Annotated in this window: 18 protein-coding genes; 8 read left to right on the top strand and 10 right to left on the bottom strand. The window is 35.8% G+C overall.

Going from position 1 to position 21,843, the window contains the following annotated elements; genetic code table 11:
• Positions 1–21: 21 nt before the first annotated feature.
• The 5 genes from ftsA to NBX25_RS01960 all read left to right on the top strand — a co-directional run bounded on the left by ftsA (position 22) and on the right by NBX25_RS01960 (position 6,452).
• Positions 22–1,407, top strand: coding sequence for a cell division protein FtsA (gene ftsA / locus NBX25_RS01980; protein ID WP_250252626.1), 1,386 nt, complete (start codon positions 22–24; stop codon positions 1,405–1,407).
• 91 nt (positions 1,408–1,498) lie between these two features.
• On the top strand, positions 1,499–3,400 hold the full coding sequence (gene ftsZ, locus NBX25_RS01975) for a cell division protein FtsZ (protein WP_250252624.1): 1,902 nt from the start codon (positions 1,499–1,501) through the stop codon (positions 3,398–3,400).
• 119 nt (positions 3,401–3,519) lie between these two features.
• Positions 3,520–3,966 (top strand): GatB/YqeY domain-containing protein, encoded by a 447-nt coding sequence (locus NBX25_RS01970; RefSeq protein WP_250252622.1) that lies wholly within the window; start codon positions 3,520–3,522, stop codon positions 3,964–3,966.
• 455 nt (positions 3,967–4,421) lie between these two features.
• Positions 4,422–4,832 carry a BrxA/BrxB family bacilliredoxin gene (locus NBX25_RS01965; RefSeq protein WP_123909597.1) on the top strand — a complete coding sequence of 137 codons (411 nt, stop codon included), beginning with the start codon at positions 4,422–4,424 and terminating at the stop codon, positions 4,830–4,832.
• Positions 4,833–4,937: 105 nt separating this feature from the next.
• The gene (locus NBX25_RS01960) at positions 4,938–6,452 is read left to right on the top strand and encodes a GH3 auxin-responsive promoter family protein (RefSeq protein WP_250252620.1); all 1,515 of its coding nucleotides are present in this window, start codon (positions 4,938–4,940) and stop codon (positions 6,450–6,452) included.
• A 73-nt stretch (positions 6,453–6,525) separates the two neighbouring features.
• On the opposite strand, the gene NBX25_RS01955 is transcribed toward NBX25_RS01960, so the two are convergent.
• The 10 genes from NBX25_RS01955 to NBX25_RS01910 all read right to left on the bottom strand — a co-directional run bounded on the left by NBX25_RS01955 (position 6,526) and on the right by NBX25_RS01910 (position 16,233).
• Positions 6,526–6,972, bottom strand: a complete 447-nt coding sequence (locus NBX25_RS01955) for a hypothetical protein (protein ID WP_123909595.1) — start codon at positions 6,970–6,972, stop codon at positions 6,526–6,528.
• A 29-nt stretch (positions 6,973–7,001) separates the two neighbouring features.
• Entirely contained in the window at positions 7,002–7,364 is a 363-nt protein-coding gene (locus tag NBX25_RS01950) for a hypothetical protein (protein ID WP_123909594.1), read from the bottom strand.
• Positions 7,365–7,368: 4 nt separating this feature from the next.
• Positions 7,369–8,340 (bottom strand): endonuclease/exonuclease/phosphatase family protein, encoded by a 972-nt coding sequence (locus NBX25_RS01945; RefSeq protein WP_123858334.1) that lies wholly within the window; start codon positions 8,338–8,340, stop codon positions 7,369–7,371.
• Positions 8,341–8,414: 74 nt separating this feature from the next.
• Entirely contained in the window at positions 8,415–9,416 is a 1,002-nt protein-coding gene (locus tag NBX25_RS01940; protein WP_164464425.1) for an endonuclease/exonuclease/phosphatase family protein, read from the bottom strand.
• 9 nt (positions 9,417–9,425) lie between these two features.
• Positions 9,426–10,154: a rhomboid family intramembrane serine protease gene (locus NBX25_RS01935; RefSeq protein WP_250252618.1), complete on the bottom strand. Its 729-nt coding sequence runs from the start codon at positions 10,152–10,154 to the stop codon at positions 9,426–9,428.
• A 5-nt stretch (positions 10,155–10,159) separates the two neighbouring features.
• Positions 10,160–11,956: a DNA mismatch repair endonuclease MutL gene (gene mutL / locus NBX25_RS01930; RefSeq protein WP_250252616.1), complete on the bottom strand. Its 1,797-nt coding sequence runs from the start codon at positions 11,954–11,956 to the stop codon at positions 10,160–10,162.
• A gap of 247 nt (positions 11,957–12,203) precedes the next feature.
• Positions 12,204–13,031: a YoaK family protein gene (locus tag NBX25_RS01925; protein WP_123909591.1), complete on the bottom strand. Its 828-nt coding sequence runs from the start codon at positions 13,029–13,031 to the stop codon at positions 12,204–12,206.
• Positions 13,032–13,062: 31 nt separating this feature from the next.
• Entirely contained in the window at positions 13,063–13,557 is a 495-nt protein-coding gene (locus NBX25_RS01920) for a hypothetical protein (protein WP_123909590.1), read from the bottom strand.
• 561 nt (positions 13,558–14,118) lie between these two features.
• Positions 14,119–15,522 carry a sensor histidine kinase gene (locus NBX25_RS01915; RefSeq protein ID WP_250252614.1) on the bottom strand — a complete coding sequence of 468 codons (1,404 nt, stop codon included), beginning with the start codon at positions 15,520–15,522 and terminating at the stop codon, positions 14,119–14,121.
• Positions 15,523–15,525: 3 nt separating this feature from the next.
• The gene (locus NBX25_RS01910) at positions 15,526–16,233 is read right to left on the bottom strand and encodes a response regulator transcription factor (RefSeq protein WP_250252612.1); all 708 of its coding nucleotides are present in this window, start codon (positions 16,231–16,233) and stop codon (positions 15,526–15,528) included.
• 407 nt (positions 16,234–16,640) lie between these two features.
• On the opposite strand from NBX25_RS01910, the gene NBX25_RS01905 reads away from it, so the two are divergent.
• The 3 genes from NBX25_RS01905 (at position 16,641) to NBX25_RS01895 (ending at position 21,835) form a co-directional block, all read left to right on the top strand.
• Entirely contained in the window at positions 16,641–17,210 is a 570-nt protein-coding gene (locus NBX25_RS01905) for a helix-turn-helix domain-containing protein (protein ID WP_250252611.1), read from the top strand.
• A gap of 491 nt (positions 17,211–17,701) precedes the next feature.
• Positions 17,702–20,527 (top strand): TonB-dependent receptor, encoded by a 2,826-nt coding sequence (locus tag NBX25_RS01900; RefSeq protein WP_250252609.1) that lies wholly within the window; start codon positions 17,702–17,704, stop codon positions 20,525–20,527.
• A 9-nt stretch (positions 20,528–20,536) separates the two neighbouring features.
• Positions 20,537–21,835 carry a DUF5690 family protein gene (locus tag NBX25_RS01895; protein ID WP_250252607.1) on the top strand — a complete coding sequence of 433 codons (1,299 nt, stop codon included), beginning with the start codon at positions 20,537–20,539 and terminating at the stop codon, positions 21,833–21,835.
• Positions 21,836–21,843: the final 8 nt, after the last annotated feature.

Raw genomic sequence — 21,843 nt, 5'->3', positions numbered from 1 at the left:
AAAAATCAAATCGATATAAAAATGGAAAATCAAGAGTATTCAGTAGGTCTGGACATCGGGACAACAAAGATAGTCGCGATTGTCGGAAGAAGGAATGCACACGGGAAAATAGAAGTTCTCGGTGTAGGAAAAGCTAAAAGTCTTGGTGTTCATAAAGGTATTGTGAATAATATTTCACAGACAATTAATTCAATCAAGGCTGCAGTATCCGAGGCACAATCCAGTGCCGGGGTTCCTATCCGCAAAGTTACGGTAGGTATTGCAGGAAAACACATTCGTTCTCTGCAGCACTCCGATTATATTATGCGTGAACATCCGGATAAATTCATCACAGATGATGATATTGAAGCATTAAAAGATCAGGTCAAGAAACTGGTTATGCTTCCTGGAGAAGAAATTATCCATGTCCTTCCACAAGAATATAAAGTGGATTCCGAAGGGGAAATTCAGGAACCTGTCGGAATGCACGGAAAACGTTTAGAAGCTAACTTCCACGTTGTTGTCGGGCAAATGGGAAGCATCAGAAATATTGCAAGATGCGTTCGCGAAGCCGGACTAGAAATGGAAGCCCTTACTTTAGAACCATTAGCCTCTTCTGAAGCTGTTCTTACCAAAGAAGAGAAAGAAGCCGGAGTCGCTATTGTAGACATCGGAGGAGGAACTACAGATATTGCGATCTTCAAAGACAATATCATCCGCCATACCTGCGTAATCCCTTACGGAGGTGGAATTATTACGGAAGATATCAAAGAAGGTTGCTCCATTATTGAAAAACATGCTGAACAATTGAAAGTAAAATTCGGTTCGGCTGTTCCCGAATTAGAAAAAGACAGTACTTTTGTAACAATTCCCGGACTTCATGGGCGACCAGATAAGGAAATCTCTTTAAAAACCCTTGCTCAAATCATCAATGCAAGAGTAGAAGAAGTTTTGGAAATGGTAAATACCGAGTTAAAAGCCTACGGAGCCTTTGAACAAAAGAAAAAGCTGATTGCCGGAATTGTTCTGACAGGTGGTGGATCAAACCTTAAGCACCTTAGACAACTGGCCAACTATACCACAGGTTTTGACAGCAGAATCGGTTTTGCGAATGAATATATCGCCAACGATAAAAATCAGTACCTGAAAGGCCCTGAATTTGCTACGTCTATTGGGTTGCTGATGGAAAGTTTGAAGATCAGAGATAAAAAGCAAACTATTGACGATATAGAGGAGGTTGTAAAAGAGCAAACTAAGCCTGAAGCAGCTCCTGTACAGACAGAAACTGTTCAACCCGTTCAACAGGCTGCAGCTCCTGTTCAGGAACAATTGGTTGCCGATGAAAAGCAGGAAAACAGAAAAGCGAAGTTGACCTTCGGGCAGTCGCTTATGGAAAAAGTAAAAAAATTCTTTGAAGAAGTAGAGTAAATTATAAATGATGAATGATAAGCGATAAACGATCTTTTCCTTATCAATTATCATCAGTCAATTATCAATTATAATTATTAAAAGTATAGTTATGGAAAATATAGGTACACAAGGATTTTCATTTGACCTACCAAAGGGAAATTCATCCATCATAAAAGTAATCGGTGTAGGAGGCGGAGGAAACAACGCACTAAAACACATGTACGAAAAAGGGATCCACGGGGTTGATTTCGTGATCTGTAATACAGATGCCCAAACCCTGGATAATAACCCTGTTGCCAATAAAGTTCAATTGGGAACTTCCATCACGGAAGGTCTTGGAGCTGGTGCAGATCCTGAAGTAGGAGAAAAATCTGCTATTGAAAGTATTGAAGATATCAAAGCCGCTATGGGTCAGAACACGAAAATGGTGTTCATCACTGCCGGAATGGGTGGTGGTACAGGTACCGGAGCAGCTCCTGTCATTGCTAAAGTAGCAAAAGACATGGGAATCCTAACCGTAGGTATTGTTACCGTCCCTTTCAGTTTCGAAGGAAAAAGAAGATTGGAACAAGCTGAAAACGGACTTGATAAATTAAAAAATAATGTTGATTCATTAATTGTCATCAACAACGATAAACTGAGACAGCAATTTGGAAACCTTGGATTCAAACAAGGATTCTCTAAGGCCGATGAAGTGTTAGCCAATGCCGCTAAAGGAATGGCAGAAGTTATTACAGGGTACTTTGATGTAAACATTGACTTTAGAGATGCTAAATCTGTCCTTCAGAACTCTGGTACAGCGCTAATGTCTACAGGTACTGCTTCAGGTGAAAATAAGGCTGAAGAAGCCGTAAGAAAAGCATTGGATTCTCCGTTATTGAATGATAACAAGATTACAGGTGCCAAAAATGTACTATTGTTGATCAGAAGTGGTGCTGAAGAAGTTACGATGGACGAGATCGGTATCATTATGGACCACATCCAGAAAGAAGCTGGAAATACCGCAGATATTATTTTCGGGGTGGGTGCTGATGAAGAATTAGGAGATGCAGTAAGTGTACTTGTTATCGCTACAGGATTCTCTAATGATAATAAGAAATTTTCAGGTCCTACAGAAAAGATCAGAATCAGTCTTAACGATAATTTAGAGTCCCCAAAATCTTCTCCTTTTAAAACAAGAGAAGAAAGAGAGTCTGCTCCTGAAATAACGCATGATTTCGGCGGAAAAAGCCTTTTCAGGTTGGATGATGAGGACCATGATACTCCATTCAATGTGACTTCTACCGAAAAAAAAATGATTATTGAGGAAGAGGAAATCAGAACAGAAATAAAATTCTTTGATAAAGAAGAAAGTACAGTTAACACTCCTGAACAAGGATGGAGAAATGAAGATGAGCAGGAGGAATATAGCCTACTTTCTATTGAAGAAGAGGAAGATCCAAACGATTTGGAAATTCAGTCTTTCTCATTTGATTTTGATAATAAAAAAGAAGACCCTCAGTCTGGTAATGTATTCAACAACAATTCTTCACAAGAGAAACCGGTTGAATTCAATTTCTTCGTTAATGAGCCTATCAGGAATGAACCTAAGACAGATTACGGACAGCCTAAAGCAGAGTTTAATGCTCCGGCAAGTGCTGTAGCAGAACCTGCTCAGAAAATTGAAACCTTCTATCAAAAAGAAGAACCAAAAGTTGAAACAAAGCCTGCTTTTGAAAGCAAAACAGAAGTTGAAGCTCCGAAAACAGAAGAATCAGAATTCACTTTCGTGAACAAAACGATCGACCAGGACAAGATAATTGAAAGAAGAAATAAATTAAAAGAATTCAATTCCCGTTATCAAAGCTTTGACAGCACGAGTGAATTCGAATCTATTCCTGCTTTCAAGAGAAAAAATATCTCTATTGACGGAACTAATGCTTCAGACCAAAATATCAACACGTATATGTCTGACAACAATGGTTCTATGCAGATCAGAGAAAACAGGTTTTTAAATAAAGACGTAGACTAAATTAATTTGAAAATGATATAATTTGAGAATTTGAAAATTATTCTGTGGGAACGATAACCCCATTGCAGCAAAATAATAATTTTCAAATTGTTTCATTTTCAGATTTTCAAATTATAATTATGAGTTTAGAAAATACAATAAGCGAAGCAATAAAAACAGCTATGAGAGAGAAAGACAGAGTTGCTCTGGATTCCCTTCGTGCTGTAAAATCTCAAATTCTTCTTTTACAAACAGAAGCCAGAGGGGCTGAAGTTTCCGCAGAACAGGAAATTGCTATTCTTCAGAGAATGATTAAGCAGCGTAAAGACTCTTTTGAGCAGTTTTCTGCTCAGGGAAGACAGGACCTTGCTGAAGTGGAAGAAGCTCAGATGAAAATCATTGAGAAGTTTTTACCGAAACAGCTTTCTGCAGAAGAATTAGAAACAGAAATTAAAAACATAATTTCAGAAACCGGAGCTGAGTCTATTAAAGATTTAGGGAAGGTAATGGGAGCTGCTTCCAAAGCATTAGCTGGAAAATCAGATGGAAAAAGTATTTCCGAGATGGTTAAAAAGCTCCTTTCATAATGTGATCGAGTTCTGGGGTTCGGAGCGATTTCGAATCTCACAAACGCGTATCTCATTCCATAACTAAGGATATACAACCTTTGCATATCGATTTGATTAAGAAGCCCGGGACTGTTGAGTCTCGGGCTTCATTTTTTGGATATTAAAGTCTATTCGTCTTTTTGATTCAAAAAACTTTAAAAAAGAGTTTAGATACGATCATATTTCAGACAGTATTAAGTGATTGATTGCTTGAGGGAAAGCCTAAATGTTTTTTTCATGGTCGTTTGTTTTTCAGAATCATTTCAAATTTAATAATAATATTTCATTATTCCTAATTTTAATTCACATTTTTATGAATATTGTTATATTATTAATATTCAGTTAATTTTATATACCTAATCCATTCATAGTTATTATATATTGAACAAACGTAAAGAATTGTTTAACTTTGCACTGATAAAAAAACAAAATATATGTATCCAACAGATTTAGTAATGCCTATGAAGGCTGAACTTACAGATAAAGGTTTCCAGGATTTAACAACACCTGCTCAGGTAGAAGATGCTTTAAAGCAATCCGGAACAACATTATTAGTTATCAATTCCGTATGTGGATGTGCTGCAGGTGCTGCAAGACCAGGAGTTGTGTATTCTTTAACAGGAGATAAAAAACCAGATCATTTAACTACTGTATTTGCAGGTTTTGATACTGAGGCTGTAGCAGAAGCAAGAAAACATCTTGCTCCATTCCCGCCAAGCTCTCCGTGTGTTGCACTTTTCAAAGATGGAGAATTAGTTCATATGCTGGAAAGACACCACATTGAAGGAAATCCTGCAGGAGCAATTGCTGCTAACCTTCAGGCTGCTTATGATGAGTATTGCTAATAAGCAATAAACTAGATACTAAACCGTTACAAATTTTGTAGCGGTTTTTTTATTTAACTTCACAAAAAATTCTCTAAACATTCAAATATCATTATATTTGTTGGAATGGCAACCAAAGCACTTTTTAATACTGTAGTCAACTGGTTCATCCGTCAGAGGATAGACCAGATACAAAATTTCATGGATCATCCCATTGAAACTCAGAAGGGTATATTATTTTCCCAGCTGTTTCATGCGGAAGATACAGAATATGGTAAGCAGTACGGGTTTAATTCTATCTCAAGTTATCAGGACTTTAAAAATAAAGTTCCTATTGTTACGTATGAAGAAATGGAGCCTTATATTGAAAAAGCAAGACAGGGACAAAAAGACGTAAGTTGGCCAGGGCTGATTAAACATTTTGCTAAATCTTCAGGAACAACGAATGCTAAAAGCAAATTCATTCCTATTTCTGCAGAAAGCCTTGAATACTGCCATATGAAGGCAGGAAAAGACATGGTTTCCATTTACGCCAACAATCATCCGGAAAACCAGCTTTTTAATTATAAAAATTTACGCTTAGGCGGAAGTTCTGAGTTATACGCAGATTTTAATACAAAATTTGGCGACTTATCAGCAATTTTAATTGATAATCTTCCGTTTTGGGTAGAAATTACAACTACTCCAAGCAAGAAGGTTTCTTTGATGGGCGAATGGGAAAGCAAGCTTAGGGCTATCACCTCTGAGGTAAAAAACGAAGATGTAGGAAGTATCCTTGGCGTACCCAGCTGGATGTTGGTTCTTTTACAAAGGGTATTGAACGAGACTAATGTAGATAATATTTCAGAGCTATGGCCTAATTTAGAGGTGTTTTTTCACGGCGGAATCAGTTTTAAGCCCTACAGGGAACAATACCGTAAGATCATCGGAAAAAACATCAATTACTACGAAATATACAATGCTTCGGAAGGGTTCTTCGGGATACAGGACAGATCCAATAGTGATGAAATGCTTCTGATGCTTGATTATGGTATATTCTATGAATTTATTCCTATGGATCAGTTTCATTTTTCAAATCCAAAAGTCGTAAGCCTGGAAGATGTGGAAATCGGAAAAAACTATGCCATGGTGATCACTACCAACGGTGGACTTTGGAGATACCTGATTGGAGATACCGTTGTATTTACTTCTATTAATCCTTTCAGAATAAAAATAACAGGAAGAACGAAGCATTATATCAATGCTTTTGGAGAAGAACTAATGATTACCAATGTAGAATCTGCCTTATCCAGAGCCTGTGAGCTAACCGGCGCTCAAATTACAGATTTTACAGGGGCTCCGGTTTTTATGAAAGAAAATGAAGGAGGTGCTCATGAATGGATCTTTGAATTCAGCCAATATCCTGATAACCTTGATAGCTTCATTGATGCTTTTGACCAACATCTGAAGAAAATCAATTCGGATTATGAAGCGAAAAGATACAATAATATGACGCTTAGAAGACCTATCGTTCATATTGCCAAGGACAACCTATTCTATCATTGGCTAGAATCTAGAGGAAAACTTGGTGGACAAAATAAGGTTCCAAGGTTGAGTAACGACAGAGAATACATTGACCCCTTACTGGAATTAAATAGATAAGTGTAAGGAATTTCCTGACCTTCAATTAAATAAAAAATAAAACCCGCCATTGAATTCAATGACGGGTTTCTTTTTATTTGCTTAAATCTTCTTTTAATTTTTTAGCGGCGTCTTCTACTTTCGCAGCTCCTTTTCTGGCAGCGTCTTTTGCATCTTTTCCGGCGTCTTGTGCTCCGGCTTTGATATCTTTTCCAACTTTATTAGCCTCATTTTTGATATCCTGTCCTGCTTTATTAAGATCTTGTTTTGTCTTATCCGCAGTAGCATCAATTTTATCTTTAGCTTTTTGAGCGGCATTATCAATCTTATCTCCAGCCTGATCTAATTTGGCATCAACTTTTTCCTTAGCTTCACTAACTTTTGCCGAATCAACCATATGAGGAGATGTTTCAGAAACCGTTGTAGTAGTGGTAGTAACAGATCCATCTGCATTTTCTACCTGTTCTGTCTTTGATGTTGATTTTGTGCAGGCAACTGTGAATACTGAGATTGCAATTGCTGCAAGAATTTGCTTTTTCATATTATATATTTTTAAAGATGTTTTTGAATTTATTCTGTTTTGGTATTAGTAGAAGGAGGAGTTTCAGCAGTTTTTTTCTGCTTTTCAGCATCTGCTTTTTTCTTTTCTTCCTCTTCTTTCTTTTTGTTTTCTTTCTCCAGCTCCGTTTTCAGTTTTTGTTCGTCTGCCAGCGCTTTTTTAGCCTGCTTTACAGAGTCCAGATACTGAGGCGAAGACATTTTAATCTTACGGGCAATATCTACCGTAACAGCCCCATTGGAGAAAGAATCAACAGCCATTGTATCATAATGAATTTTCAAATCCTGTTCAGCTCCAAAGCCCGGAGATTCTTTCTTTGAACAAGCCGTCAAAAGGAGTACAAAAATGAAAATGGCAGACAATAAATTTTTCATGGAACTAATTTAGCAGAAATTCTGCAATTACAGGATAGTGATCCGATAATTTCACAGACTGATCTACTTTATAGCTTAGTGGAATGATGGATTTTGAACTGAAAATATAATCAATTCTTAAAGGAATCTTATAATCATGAAAACTGGAAGCACTTCCCTTTCCTGCTGTTAAAAAAGCATCCTGAAGATCTTTTCCCAGGCTATAATATTCATAAGAATTCGGGACCGAATTAAAATCACCGGCTAAAATTACCGGATAAGGAGAAAAGTCAATAGCTTTTCTGATCTTTTTAATCTGATCTTCATGGGCCTGAAAAGTAGGAATCATATGAGAAAGAAGATTAGATACATTTCCAATTCCCATGGCATCAAGCTTTGTAAACATTGTTTTCTGAAGTCTGAAAGGTTCCAGATAAACATTTACAATTCTGATGATTTTCCCATTGATGTCTACATCTGCATAGAACGAATTTCCTCTTGAATTATCTTCTATGATCTCTGCCTGTCTTAGAATTTTATGCTTTGTTTTTAGGATTACAGAAGGGTATTTTACGAGATCTTGTCTTAAAGCACGATTAGTGTCTTTTTCCTGTACCAAAATAATGTCCGGATCTTGCTCTTTAATATAGTTTTTCACCTTATCCCATCCGTAATCACCATATTTTACATTAAAAGTAAGAACTTTGATATCTCTTATTGTCTTTTCTTTATCCGATTTAGGAACAAAATTCACCCATCTTCTGATCGGGTTGTAAAAAAGTAATGTTCCCAGTGCAAAAGCGATAGCAATTTTATTTTTTTTGAAAATCCATACCAAAGTAAGAAGGATATGCGCAGATATCAGATAGGGAAAACCAAGAGAAAGTAAATTAAGGTTCCCTAAAATATTAGGCGGAACCCATGCATTCCCCAATGTGCACAGCAGTAAAACAGCAATAGCGATATGTATAAATAGTAATATCTGATTCGACTTCATGAAAAAACATTCTTGGTACCCGTTTTTTTAAGCAAAAACCCTACCAAGAAGCCAAATTTTAACTATTTTTATGATTATTTGTCGTTTAAAGAAATCCTCGCAACTACTGGATAATGATCTGAAATACTGACAGAACGGTCAACAACATAGGAAATAGCCGTCAACGATTTTGAGTAAAAAACATAATCTATCCGGATCGGAAATTTATAATCATGAAAGCTGGTTGCGCTCCCCTTTCCTGCTGTCATAAATGCATCTTCAAGACCGTCTGATAAGTGATAGTACTCATAAGAATTAGGAACAGAGTTGAAGTCTCCTGCAACGATAACCGGATATGGTGAGTTTTCTATCGTTTCACTAATTTTTCTTACCTGATCCTGATGTTTTTTAAAGGTCGGAATAAGTTTTCTTACAACGCCCTTTACTTTCTGCTCATTGTCTTCGGAATTTCCATCAAGTTTAACCATCTTTTTTTCAAACTGAAACGGATAAAGATAAACGTCTACAAATCTATACGTTTTACCTTTTATTTCAATATCTGCCTGAAGACCGCTTTGTAAGTTCATACTTTCATCTTCAGAAAAAATTAATTTTTCGCTGGATAAATGATGCTTCGTCAGAATGGTTAAAATTCCATTAGATTTGGTTCTATTATAGCCTTTAAGGGTTGGATATTCCATTCCTCCATCTTCCTGCAAGAGAATAACATCCGCATCTTGAGCTTTGAGATAATTTAAAACCTCTTCCCTGCCCATCAACCCTGCTTTTATATTAAAAGATACAATCTTTATAGGATCAGCACTTTCTTTCTTCTCCGAGGAAAAATTGACCCATCGCTTGACAGGATTAATAAATACTAACCCTACCAACATGAATACAAAAGCTCTTTTTTTCCAGCTGAATACCCAAAATACGGTTAATATAATATACAGGATAATAAGAACAGGAAATCCTAAAGACAGCAAATTAAACCACGGAAATATTTTAGGCGGGATATAGGCATTCAATAGAGAACCCAGCAATAGACATAGGATTCCTATATGCAGGATCAGTACTATAAGTCGGAAAATCTTCACAGAAAATGATTAATTGAATCTATATAAATGCTTCTTCCAAATCCTTGCCAGCAGCCAACCAACCAAAGCTCCACCAACGTGTGCAAGGTGAGCAATTCCACCTCCATTACCGGAAACCCCCAAATAAATAGAAATAACGACAATAATAGGTAATAAATATTTTACTTTAATCGGAACTGGAATAAACATAATTCCAATTTTTGAATCCGGATATAATGTTGCAAAAGCAGCTACTACTCCGAAAATAGCTCCGGAAGCACCTACCATAGGGGTTGCTACAATAGCTTTTAAACTTTCTAATAAATCTCTCTGCTTCAGAATAGCATCTGCATTCCCTGCAAATTGCACACTTGCTCCGGACATATAAGCATCTACATTAAAGCCTAGCTGTTGTAATTCGCTGGAAAGTTGTTGAGCTTCAACAAAATTCCATAAATTAAACAGGAAGAAGGCACCCAGACCACTTAAAAAGTACAGTATAAGGTATTTTTTTTCTCCAAGTGTTTGTTCCAGAATAGGACCAAAACTAAAGAGGGTCATCATATTAAATAAAATGTGCATAATACTTCCGTGCATAAACATGTGAGTAATCACCTGCCATGAATGGAAGTAAGGAGAAAAGGGATAAAACCCGGCAAGATATTCAATAACTTGATTCCCCATTAAAGAAGTAACGATGAATACGATTACATTGATAATGATAATATTCCTTGTAATGGGTGGTATATTGTTAAACATATTTTTTAAAATTTGTTTTTAAAATCATTAAACGGAACTTCATAGAAACATCTCTTCCCATCTGGCAAAAACTCGGGGAAGCCTAATGCTGTAAAGTCTTTGATAACCTGTTCCGCATCTTTTTTATAAATAAAGTCAAATCTTGACTTCGAATGCATTTTGCTCCATTGGTTATGATAATACTGCATAAACTCGCCTTCTGTTTTATAATCAAGAATCTCGAAAAGGTTTTCCAGGAACTTCATCGCCTGCGTTTCTTTCAGTCCTTCCGGAAGTGAATCTATTCTCAGTACACTTTCATGAGCAATTTTCATGTCAAACCCAAGTTCAGGAAGATATTTTTTGATGGATTCGTATTTACTTTTCTCAATCTCGTTCATATGATACTCCAGGGAGAAAAGCAAAGCATGACTGTTTGTACCTGTATTTGTTTTCCTGGTTGTTTTATTATTTTCTGAAACCAGTAATCTATGCATTCTTCCCAAATCAAGCATCAGGGTAACATCTCCTTTATTGAATAACCAATACCCGTTAGGAAGTCTCATCAAATCTTCATCAAAGTCTTCATCTTCAAAAAGATTGATCTTTGAAGGCTCTGCGGAAATATTCTGATGGTACATTTCAGTCAGATTCTGAATTTCTTCGGGGTGTACTACATTTTTTTCTTCCAAAAACGGATTATAATCCCTATCTACAATAATCTCAGGCATTTTGATAACGCCACTTCCGCCACCGTTTCCTTTGCTTGGAATGGGCTTGTTCATCATCTCATCCAATTCCGGATCTCTGTCGAAATCCAGGCTTGGAGAAACATTATAGATTCCCAATGATCTCTTGATTGTGGAACGAAGCAGAGCGAAAATAAGATGTTCATCTTCAAATTTCACCTCTGTTTTCTGCGGATGAATATTGACATCTATTTTCTCCGGATCCATTTCCAGATAAAGGAAAAATGATGGAACATATCCGGGCTGAAGAAGACCTTCAAAGGCTTCCTGCACCGCTTTATTGAAATATGGGCTCTTGAAATATCTCCCGTTTACGAAAAGAAACTGTTCACCTCTTGCTTTTTTAGCACCTTCAGGTTTGGCCACAAATCCGTGAAGTTTACACCAGATAATATCTTCCTTGATAGGAATCAAAAGCGGTTGTAATTTTCTTCCGAAAACATCTACAATACGCTGCATCTGGCTTCCTTTTCTTAATCTGAAAACGGCTTCATCATCATGAAACAATGAGAATTCTAACCCCTCATGTGCCAGCGCAACACGCTGAAATTCATCAATAACGTGTCTGAATTCAATATTATTATTTTTCAGAAACTTTCTTCTGGCAGGAACATTATAAAAAAGATTCTTTACCAGGAAGTTGGATCCTTCTGCAGTCTGTATAGGGTCCTGAAACTGGAAAACTCCACCTTCAATATATATGTTGGTTCCAATGGAAGCCTCCTTTTGTTTTGTTCTCAGCTCCACCTGTGAAACGGCAGCAATAGAAGCTAACGCTTCTCCGCGGAATCCTTTTGTTGAGATCTTAAAGATATCTTCTGTTCCTCTGATTTTGGAGGTAGCATGCCTTTCAAATGCAAGTCTGGCATCTGTTTCGGACATTCCTTTTCCGTCATCTACGACCTGGATAAGATTTTTCCCGGAATCCCTGATAATCAGTTCAATCTTCGTTGCATCTGCATCTATAGCATTTTCCAAAAGTTCCTTCACGATGGATGCAGGTCTCTGCACCACCTCTCCTGCCGCAATTTGGTTGGCTACATGATCCGGTAAAAGCTGAATAATATCTGACATAAAAACGTAAATCAACTTACAAAAATAGTCAATGAAAATGGGAATTAAAACATTAAAAACGGGAATTAATATTTAATTATCAACATTTCAACAATACAGCTTTCTGCAAATTCTGCTCCAAACTGTTTGTGATATTAGCATTTCATAGAGAACAATCCCCTATTGCATTTACATCAATAGAGGATTGAACCAGCTAGTTTATACAAAAAATTAATAGTGATATTTACCCTGCACCAGGTATCTAATCCTAGTCTTCAAAGACCAGTTTTCTATTCTCTTTACTTTTAGGAATCCCATGGATCTTTTCATACAGATAAGCCAAAAGATTCGGTTTTTTATAAATTCTGTTGTATCTGTACTTTGTATTAAAGTGTCTTACATGAATTTTATAAGCATCATATCCAATTACAATCATAAGACATAAGCTAATTACATAGAATACTCTAAACTCCAGATAATAATAGGTTAATCCTGAGAATACAGCTCCTAATACATAAGCTACCATAATACTCATCAGCAATTTTGCTCTTCCGATTAATTCACCGTTTTTTCTGTATTTCTTTTGAGTAAACATAGAAACCAGGATTCCTAAATCGGTTGTTGTTCCTGTAAGGTGGGTCGTTTTAACGGAGAAGTTGGATATACTTGCCGTTAAACCATTTTGTAGTCCTGTGGCAAAAAGCATGATTGCTACTAAAACTTCTGTTTCCGCCAACGTTTTTTGATAATATAATTGGCCATACACTCCTACTCCAAACAAACATAAGATTTCCAATACAAGAGGCATTGCGTGAGCAAAATACTTACTCTTCCTGTTGAAATTAATCACAATAAAATTGGACAGGAAACTTCCGAAGAAGAATAAAAAGATCCAGCTTGCCATTATGGCTACCTGAGACCAGTTTCCTTTACTGATTTCTGCGGCCAAAATAGCATAATGACCTGTTACGTTGGAAGTAAAAGAGAGAAATATGAGTAGGGATGCAATATTTATAGTACCCGCCGTAAAGGCAGTCAGCGTCCCCAACCTGATATTGTCTCCCAATGTTCTGCTGTTACTATAATTCCTTAACATTTTTTATTTTTTTAGATTGTGTTGATGATGATTAGACCTCTACAAAGATCTCTGCCAGCCTTCCTCTTTCCGGAAGTCTTTCTTTAATTTCAAGGGTAATTTCCCCAGCTTGAAGTACTTTGCATTTTTTGATATAAGGAACAAGATCAAATTTTCCTTTACCTTTACTTTTAATAGAGCTAGAATAATAAGCTTCTTCAATAGTATTAGCCTCCACATATTGGTTAAAGGTTCTCTGAAAGCTACCTGTAAAGATGTCGCAGATAATTTTATTAACTAAATGAGGATACTTATTCTTGATGATTTCATAGCCATCACAAAACTCCACAGGTCTGATCTTATTGAAAATGGTTGTCTTGGTATTGAATAGAAGATCTCTGATAGAATCTCCTGAATCATATCCTGAAACCAAAAGGATGTTATATTGGTTCTGATCTTCAGAAGCGTCCTTTTCTCTTAGAACTTTTTTTAATATGTTTAATGACTCAAGGGAGTAATCTGTTGCAATTAGAATTGTTTTAGCCATGTTCTTATTATTTTGTATTGTGTTTATCTTTTTTGATGATACAAAACTAGAACGGTCAGATTAAAAGTTCTTTGGAACGGAATTAAAATGTCATTAAAGAGATTAAAATGAGATTAGAAAATTGTTAAGGGGTATTAATATGAACAAATCTGTAGCAAACAAAGCTACCTAACAAACTCATTGTCATTAAAATAAAACAATATGATTAAATTTTATCGCAGATAAAATCTTTGCGCCTTAAAAACACATACCATATAAAATTCTTTTGCGCCTTTGCGTTTCTCCAGCATAATGAATATTTTTTGGGGAACGCAAAGGCGCAAAGGTTATAAATAATAAGTTGCCTTTAAGGCGCAAGAAAATCAAAGATTTTCAGCAAGTGCATATTTTAAAAGAAACATTCTATGCATCTATGTGGTTTAATTTTTCTAACTACATAGACTTATGGTAAAGTAAAAAATGATAAAACCGTAGGTTATGGATTTTTAGAAGATCATTAACATTGAAACATCAATCTAAAACACTTCAAGAAAATTTTTTGATTACTTTATATATTTAGATTTACACGGTCTCTTTTTGTGTGCTGTAAAAGTTAGGAAAGCGCATCTGTACGGTAGTTCCTTCGTTCTCACTGGAAGTAACGATCAATTCACCGTGATGCATTCTTACAATGTTTCTGGCCAGAGGAAGTCCAATCCCATAACCTTCATAATTATTAGTATTGGATGCCCTGAAAAACGGGTCATAGATTTTGTTCATCTCCGATTGAGGAATTCCAATCCCATTATCTTTTACAATAATATAAACGTCTGCATCTGTAGCCCCCAAGGAAACTTTCACCTGCTGGAAATTAGAATATTTACAGCCGTTACTGATAATATTGGCAACGGCAAGATGTAGAAGCTGCTCATTCCCCTGTACTTTCAGTTTTTTAGGATTATCGGGAAGCATACTGATATCCAGATAGATATTGTTTCTGGCATCAATTTTTCTCAGGGTTTCAATAACGTCCCAAAGTAGCTGATCCATTCTTACTTTATCCATTTTCTGGATCTTACCGTCAAACCCGGTTTGTGCGATCATCAATAAGGCTTTAATCTTTCTGTCAAGCTTTTCCGCTTCATCCAGAATGATTTCAAGGGTTTCTTTATATTCTTCGGGTGTTCTGCTTATAGAAAGAGCAACATCGGCTTCTCCCATAATCGAAGTAAGAGGAGTTCGTAATTCATGGGAAACATTTCCGATCAAATGATTCTGGGTTTCAAAAGAAGTTTCAATACGGTTGAGCATCCCGTTGAATGTGTCTACTAATTCATTAAGTTCTTTATTATCAGGCTGTGGCTCTAGTCTTAAATGAAGATTTTCTGAACTGATCTCTTTTACTTTTCCTGTTATTTTCAGGATCGGCTTAAATAATGTTTTAGACAGATAAAAAGAGAATATCATACTGAAAAACAAAGAGAGCACAATACAGGTAAGCAGTGTTCTTTTTAAAAATCCAAGGTAGTAAATTACATAATGGTTTTTGGCTGAAGCAATAGCAATATAATCTTTATCATCATATTTAAAGCTCTGCCCGATGTAATAGAACTCCTTATCATTATAATTATCCTCTCCTTTTTTAAGAACATTTTTAAAGAAATAATCGGGAATATGAACTTCCTGAGAGATTTTTTTGAAATTAGAATCTGTTGGAACGGCAAAAACATAATCTTTTTCCATCGGAAGTTCCTCGTCATTCAGATTGCTGAGAATATAATTTTCAGGAAGATCCAGATGATCTTTACTCTTTTCTATCTGAACAATAGTGGCCGTACGGATTTTTAAGAGTTCATAAAACCTCTGGTGGGAAAAATTAACGATTGAAAAATAAACCAAACCACTGAACAATAAAATAATGACGGTAAAAACCAACATTAAAAGCACCATCGTTTTGGTCTGATTTGTAATCACTTTGTTAAACATCCTTTATGCTTTTTTCAGAACATAACCCATTCCTATCACAGTATGAATCAGTTTATTATCATCATGACTATCCAATTTTTTCCTCAGATAATTCACATACACATCTACCACATTGGTTCCCAGTTCATAATTTACACCCCAGACCGCATCTAAGATTTCAGCTCTGGAAATTACTTTTTCAGGGTTATTAAGGAAATACACCAACAATTTATATTCTGTAGAAGTCAATGTAATTTCTTCTCCTGCGCGGGTTACCTTCTTCGTATAATCATTGACCGTTAAATCTGAAAATTGAAATACATGTTCATTATCCGGTTCTGGTTCCGAAATTTCTTGTGGCCCGTTATTATGGCTTCTTCTCAGAAGAGATTTTACACGGGCAACCAACTCAATAAATTTGAACGGTTTTACTAAATAATCATCGCCCCCACTTTCTAATCCCAACACAATATTTTCAGAAGTTCCTAAAGCTGTTAAAAATAAAATCGGAACACTCTGATTGGTTTTTCTGATCTCCTTACAGACATCTAATCCATTCATTTCCGGCAACATAATATCTAAAATAACCAAATCGAAATCATTAGCCTGTACCAGCTGTACCCCCGTACGGCCGTCAAAAGCCACAGAAATTTCATATCCGTTTTCCTGAAGTCCTTTTTTAATGAAAGATACTACACTGGTTTCGTCTTCGATAAGAATTATTTTTTTCATAAATGAAATAAGGAGTTTTACAAAAATAGTGAAATTTTATTGGGATAAAAGCATTGGAAGGAAAAGCTTTTTTAGACTGGAAGAGGGAGACTGGAAGCTGGATGTTTCTTTAGAACAATGTAGAGCTGAAGATTATTCATTGTTTTTTTAATGCTATGTACGCAAAGAATCTTAAAAATGATGCTTATAAAATATTCGCAAAAGCGTTTCACTCAGCAATAGGCTCCATATTCTATGTTGAGCGAGGCTTACTCTTACCATCGTAAAAAAACAACATAATTACTCAGCTTGAGAGCCATACGTTTTTATTTTTTCACTTTTTTACAATTTTACCTTTTTGTGAATTCCTCTTTTTGCCATACAACCTATATAGAATAATACTACCTTTGCTTTTCATTGACTACAACATGAATGACTTTTTAATAGGAATCGGAAAGAGATTAAAGGATATTAGAAAAAAAAACAACCTGACCATTAACGAACTGGCTTTTAGAGCTAATGTAAGCAACGGTCTTGTTTCCCGTATTGAAAATGGAAGAACAATTCCTTCGCTTCCTGTTTTACTGGACCTGATTCAATCACTGGATATTGATGCCAGTTATTTCTTTGAAGGAGTGGAAAAAAAGTCCAATGCAAAATTCATTTATGTTCCTAAAGAAAGCCAGCAGGTTATAGAAAAAGAGGTTGAAGCTGAAGGCTTTAAATATATGCATATCTTCAGCAAAAGTCTTCATTCTTTAGGATTTGAAGCAGTATTGCTAACTCTTGAACCCAATTCTAAAAGGGAAAAAGTTATTACAGATGCCTGGGAATTCAAATATATTCTGAAAGGAGAAGTAAAATACATCATTGATAATGAAGAAGTCATCATGAAAGAAGGCGATTCTCTATACTTCAATGGAAAGTTTCCGCACGTTCCGGTAAGCATCAGTCATGAAAGCTGCGTGATGCTTGTTCTTTATTTTTATACTGCTTAGATCCTCATATTACACAGAATTTTTAGCCACGAATACACGAATAATTTTATTCTATGCGCCTATGTGGTTATTTTTTTTCAACCACACAGATACATAGTTTTTAGAGCTATGCATTGTTGATTTTATTAAGGTATTCATGGCAAAAAATATATTTTATCAGTATCTACACAATTATATCCCATCAAAAAGTTTACTATTTGTAAACTTTTGGTTTTCTTATTTTGGCTTAAAATGAACGGTATGTTAATCAAAAACTCCATTTCAACAGAAAATACTGATTCAGAAAACCAGTTCTCAACAGAGCTATAACACCTTAAAAATAAAACACTTATAAAAACCACAATTTATTTGCTTTTCTTCTCGATACATGTTTGGAAAGTAAAATTTGGGTAATAAACCGGCTTGATTTGTTAAATAATACTTAATACAAAATATTTATATATATTAAAATTATTAGCGTGATTTGCATAAAAAATTTAATATATGTAAAAATGAAAACAAATTTAGAGAAAATACTTACCCTTGCTTCTGTCTGTTTCATCACTTTTGTTTCAGCGCAAAAGCAGTTAATTATAGGAACTGTTCTTGATGACAACCAGCCGCTCCCCGGTGCGACCGTTAAAATAAAAGGTTTATCCAAAAACATAACCACGGATGTTGACGGAAAGTTTACAATCAATGATATCAAAGAAGGTGAATACAACCTACAAATTAGCTACATTGGTTATGCTACAACGAATATTACGGTTAATTTAAAATCTGACGAGACTACAGATCTTGGAACCATAAAGCTATCTCAACCGAGGAAGAATATTGATGAAGTAGTGGTTACCGGAACTTTAAAGAATACCGAGGCAAGAGCCTTAAATCTACAGAAAAATGCAATTAACATTACCAATGTCATTGCTTCTGACGGAATCGGAAAACTACCGGACAGAAATGCAGCGGAAACCGTACAGCGCGTCCAGGGAGTTTCTATTGAAAGGGATCAGGGAGAGGGAAGATTTGTTTCTCTAAGAGGACTTCCTCCATTCTGGGCATCTACCACCATCAATGGAAACAGACTTCCTACAGCAGAAGAGGAAACGACTTCCAGAGCTACTGCTTTTGACTTCTTTCCAACAGAACTGATCTCTTATGTACATGTCAATAAATCTTTTACTCCTGATATTGAAGCCGACGGAATTGGTGGCGGAGTAAACTTTATTACGAAAACTCCACCTATGAAAACGGAGTTTAAAGCAACATTAGGAAGTGGTTACAATGCCAAAGCAGACAAAGGAGTCTATAATCTTGGATTCTTGTATGGAGGGAGAACAAAGGATAAAAAATTCGGGTATTTATTCAATTTTGCCCATTTCATCAGAAACTGGTCAACGGATAATTTCGAAGCAAGAAGAAGTGGTGATGAAGGCGTTTTCAGAATGGAACTGCGTGATTATAACGGGGTAAGAAAAACTACCGGAATTAATGCTGCTTTCGAATATGTCCTTTCCCCAAAAAACACTTTGTATCTGAAGGGAATGTATGGAACATTATCTGATGATGAAACCCATTACAAACACAGAGTACGATTTGATAAGTTCAGTGCTGCCAATAATACGGCAAGAGTGGAGCTTCAAAACATTCACAACTTACTGATTACAGAACTTACTTCTGTTTCATTAGGTGGAGTTCATAATTTAAATAAAGGAAAAATTGATTGGGATCTTTCATATTATGATAACCAGTTTAAATATGGAAATATTCCTGATAAACAGAACAATTCTTATTATGTCATTAAATATACCCAATCTGGAGTAGGCATCAACCCAGATTATATAGCTGACCGTGGAAATGGGCCAAGAGCCTACTGGAAAGCTGATGGTGGAAAATTAGATTATAAAAATCCGGATGCTTTATTCGGTTTCTACAGCAATCCCGATTTTAAAATGGATGCTACTCAGATGAGATTTACTGATCTGGAATTTTATAAAGTATTTGTAGAAGAAAAAGATAAGATTGTAGCAGCTTTTAATCATGAAATTAATGCTTCTGATAACCTAACGATAAAGTATGGTTTCAAATACAGGGATAAGGAACGTAATGCTAAATTCTCTGATATTTTCTACAACTGGAGCAACGGAACGGCACCTCTGTTATCTGATTACGCCCAATATATTACGACTCAGCCTAACGGAAGAAAGTATTTAAGTGAAATGAATGCTCATATCGGAAATACATTCGGACCCGTACTTTCTACAGGAGGAATGAACCAGTTCTGGTATGATAATCAAGGAAATTTAAAGATCAACACCACTGATTCCGAAGCTTTGGAATACAATAAGGCACTAGGAAGAAACTTTGATGTTTTTGAAAAACATGCGGATGCATACGGGATGGCCACTTACAAACTGAATGATAAAATTACCTTTTTAGGAGGAATCAGATTATCGAATACCAATACAAAGGTAAAAGGATATAATGTGGTTGATGATGTGCTAACACCAGTTGAGCATACTAAAAATTATCTGGCTGTTCTTCCAATGATTCATCTGAAATATGCCTTAAACGATAAGACCAATCTTCGTTTTGCAGCAACAAGAACTTTTTCAAGGCCTAACTTCGGAGATCTGACTCCTGGCGGAACTTATATTGAAGCTGATAATGCATTCAAAGGAGGAAATCCCAACCTTAATCCTACCTATTCTTTGAATTTTGACCTGATGGGAGAATATTATTTTTCAAATGTCGGGATTCTGAGTGGTGGTGTTTTTTATAAATCCATTACAGACCCCATTTTTCAGGATTCTTTTATTGGAAACTATAATGGAATGAACGGGGTACAGTTTTCTGCTCCTAATAACGGTAGTGCAGCATGGCTGGGAGGTCTTGAATTAGGTATTACCAAAAGATTTGATTTCCTGCCAGGCTTCCTTAAATATTTCGGAGCTCAGGTCAACGCAACGTTTATGACTTCAGAAATGGAAAAACCAAGCGGAAGAAAAGTTGCCCTTCCTTATCAGGCTAAAGAGTTGTATAACATCCAGCTATTCTATGAGCAAAAGGGATTCAATGCCAGACTGGCCTACAATTATAAAGGAAAATATGCGGTTGAATATGCTGAAGATGACATCAATGATTCTTACTATGGGAAATACAGTAGCTTAGACTTTGGGGGATCTTATCAGTTTACCAAAAATCTGGGACTATATATGGATATCAATAATATTCTGAATAAACCTCTGATCTACCACTTCGGAAAAAGTGAAGACCGTCCTGAACAGGTAGAATATTATGGAGTAAGATGTAACCTTGGAATAAAATTAAACTTCTAAACCATCACCATGGCCAGAACGATCAATACAAAAACATTAGTAACACTGAAGGCTGCCTTTGCTGCCTTTGGTGTCTACTTCTGCATGTACGGTTTCAGAAAACCTTTTACCGTAGCTTCTTTTGAAGGGCTCTCCTATTTTGGAGTGGATTATAAGATCCTGATTATCATCGCACAGGCTGTAGGATATTTTATTTCCAAGTTTGTTGGAATTAAATTTATTTCCGAATTAAAACCAACGAAAAGACTGACTTATCTATTTTCTTTTATTGCCATCGCAGAGCTTTCCTTATTAGGATTTGCGGTAGTTCCTGCTCCTTACAACATTCTTTTTATGTTTCTAAACGGGATTCCGTTGGGAATGATCTGGGGGATTGTCTTTTCATATATTGAAGGCCGTAAAACAACAGAAATTATCGGGCTTTTCCTTTGCTCAAGCTTTGTGGTTTCTTCAGGATTCACCAAGTCTGTAGGAAAGTTTTTGATGGATACTTTTTCTGTTTCAGAATTCTGGATGCCTTTCTCAGCAGGATTGATTTTTATTATTCCATTATTTCTTTTTGGAATCCTTTTAGAAAGAATCCCCAAGCCCAGTGAGGAAGATGTTATGCTTAAAAGCAAAAGACAGCCTTTGAACGGAACGGAAAGAAAAGCGCTTATTCAGCAATTCTTCATTCCTATTGTCTGTATTATTTTTCTTTACATCTGTCTTACTGTTTTAAGAGATTTCAGAGATAATTTCAACCGTGAGATCTGGGATGGACTTCATTTTAGCTTTGACAGTTCTATTTTTACCCTTACAGAAATCCCGATTGCCATCATGGTTCTTCTCATCATGAGTTTCATGGTGAAAGTAAAAAATAACAAAAAGGCTTTTGCTTACTATCATTACATTCTTTTTGCAGGAATTCTGACAGTAGGGCTTTCCACTTATTTATTCCAACAGAATACATTATCTCCATTTTTATGGATGACCGTTTCCGGCTTTGGAATGTATATCTGTTATATTCCTTTTAACGGAATTTACTTTGACAGAATGATTGCAGCCTTTGATATTAAAGGAAATGTAGGCTTTCTGATCTATATTGTAGATTCTTTTGGATACCTGGGGAGCGTTTTGATCCTTCTTTATAAGAATTTTGGATCGTCCCAGACTTCCTGGCTTAGCTTTTATATCAGTTTAAATTATATTATTACTATCAGTGTTTTAATTCTTTCAATCATTGCCTTTCTGGCATTTAGAAAAAAAGCAAAACCTAATTCAAATTCTAATCAATACATCAATTTCGATACTTCGAAAATCTTATAAATTATAGT

The sequence above is a fragment of the Chryseobacterium sp. Marseille-Q3244 genome (assembly GCF_940807095.1).
Lineage (GTDB): Bacteria > Bacteroidota > Bacteroidia > Flavobacteriales > Weeksellaceae > Chryseobacterium.
This window is presented reverse-complemented; position numbering and strand designations above follow the sequence as displayed.

What these genes read in the sequence shown, in the direction of transcription:
- ftsA (WP_250252626.1), top strand. Translation starts at nt 22, where the DNA reads ATGGAAAATCAAGAGTATTCAGTAGGTCTGGACATCGGGACAACAAAG.
- ftsZ (WP_250252624.1), top strand. Translation starts at nt 1,499, where the DNA reads ATGGAAAATATAGGTACACAAGGATTTTCATTTGACCTACCAAAGGGA.
- NBX25_RS01970 (WP_250252622.1), top strand. Translation starts at nt 3,520, where the DNA reads ATGAGTTTAGAAAATACAATAAGCGAAGCAATAAAAACAGCTATGAGA.
- NBX25_RS01965 (WP_123909597.1), top strand. Translation starts at nt 4,422, where the DNA reads ATGTATCCAACAGATTTAGTAATGCCTATGAAGGCTGAACTTACAGAT.
- NBX25_RS01960 (WP_250252620.1), top strand. Translation starts at nt 4,938, where the DNA reads ATGGCAACCAAAGCACTTTTTAATACTGTAGTCAACTGGTTCATCCGT.
- NBX25_RS01955 (WP_123909595.1), bottom strand. Translation starts at nt 6,972, where the DNA reads ATGAAAAAGCAAATTCTTGCAGCAATTGCAATCTCAGTATTCACAGTT.
- NBX25_RS01950 (WP_123909594.1), bottom strand. Translation starts at nt 7,364, where the DNA reads ATGAAAAATTTATTGTCTGCCATTTTCATTTTTGTACTCCTTTTGACG.
- NBX25_RS01945 (WP_123858334.1), bottom strand. Translation starts at nt 8,340, where the DNA reads ATGAAGTCGAATCAGATATTACTATTTATACATATCGCTATTGCTGTT.
- NBX25_RS01935 (WP_250252618.1), bottom strand. Translation starts at nt 10,154, where the DNA reads ATGTTTAACAATATACCACCCATTACAAGGAATATTATCATTATCAAT.
- mutL (WP_250252616.1), bottom strand. Translation starts at nt 11,956, where the DNA reads ATGTCAGATATTATTCAGCTTTTACCGGATCATGTAGCCAACCAAATT.
- NBX25_RS01925 (WP_123909591.1), bottom strand. Translation starts at nt 13,031, where the DNA reads ATGTTAAGGAATTATAGTAACAGCAGAACATTGGGAGACAATATCAGG.
- NBX25_RS01920 (WP_123909590.1), bottom strand. Translation starts at nt 13,557, where the DNA reads ATGGCTAAAACAATTCTAATTGCAACAGATTACTCCCTTGAGTCATTA.
- NBX25_RS01915 (WP_250252614.1), bottom strand. Translation starts at nt 15,522, where the DNA reads ATGTTTAACAAAGTGATTACAAATCAGACCAAAACGATGGTGCTTTTA.
- NBX25_RS01910 (WP_250252612.1), bottom strand. Translation starts at nt 16,233, where the DNA reads ATGAAAAAAATAATTCTTATCGAAGACGAAACCAGTGTAGTATCTTTC.
- NBX25_RS01905 (WP_250252611.1), top strand. Translation starts at nt 16,641, where the DNA reads ATGAATGACTTTTTAATAGGAATCGGAAAGAGATTAAAGGATATTAGA.
- NBX25_RS01900 (WP_250252609.1), top strand. Translation starts at nt 17,702, where the DNA reads ATGAAAACAAATTTAGAGAAAATACTTACCCTTGCTTCTGTCTGTTTC.
- NBX25_RS01895 (WP_250252607.1), top strand. Translation starts at nt 20,537, where the DNA reads ATGGCCAGAACGATCAATACAAAAACATTAGTAACACTGAAGGCTGCC.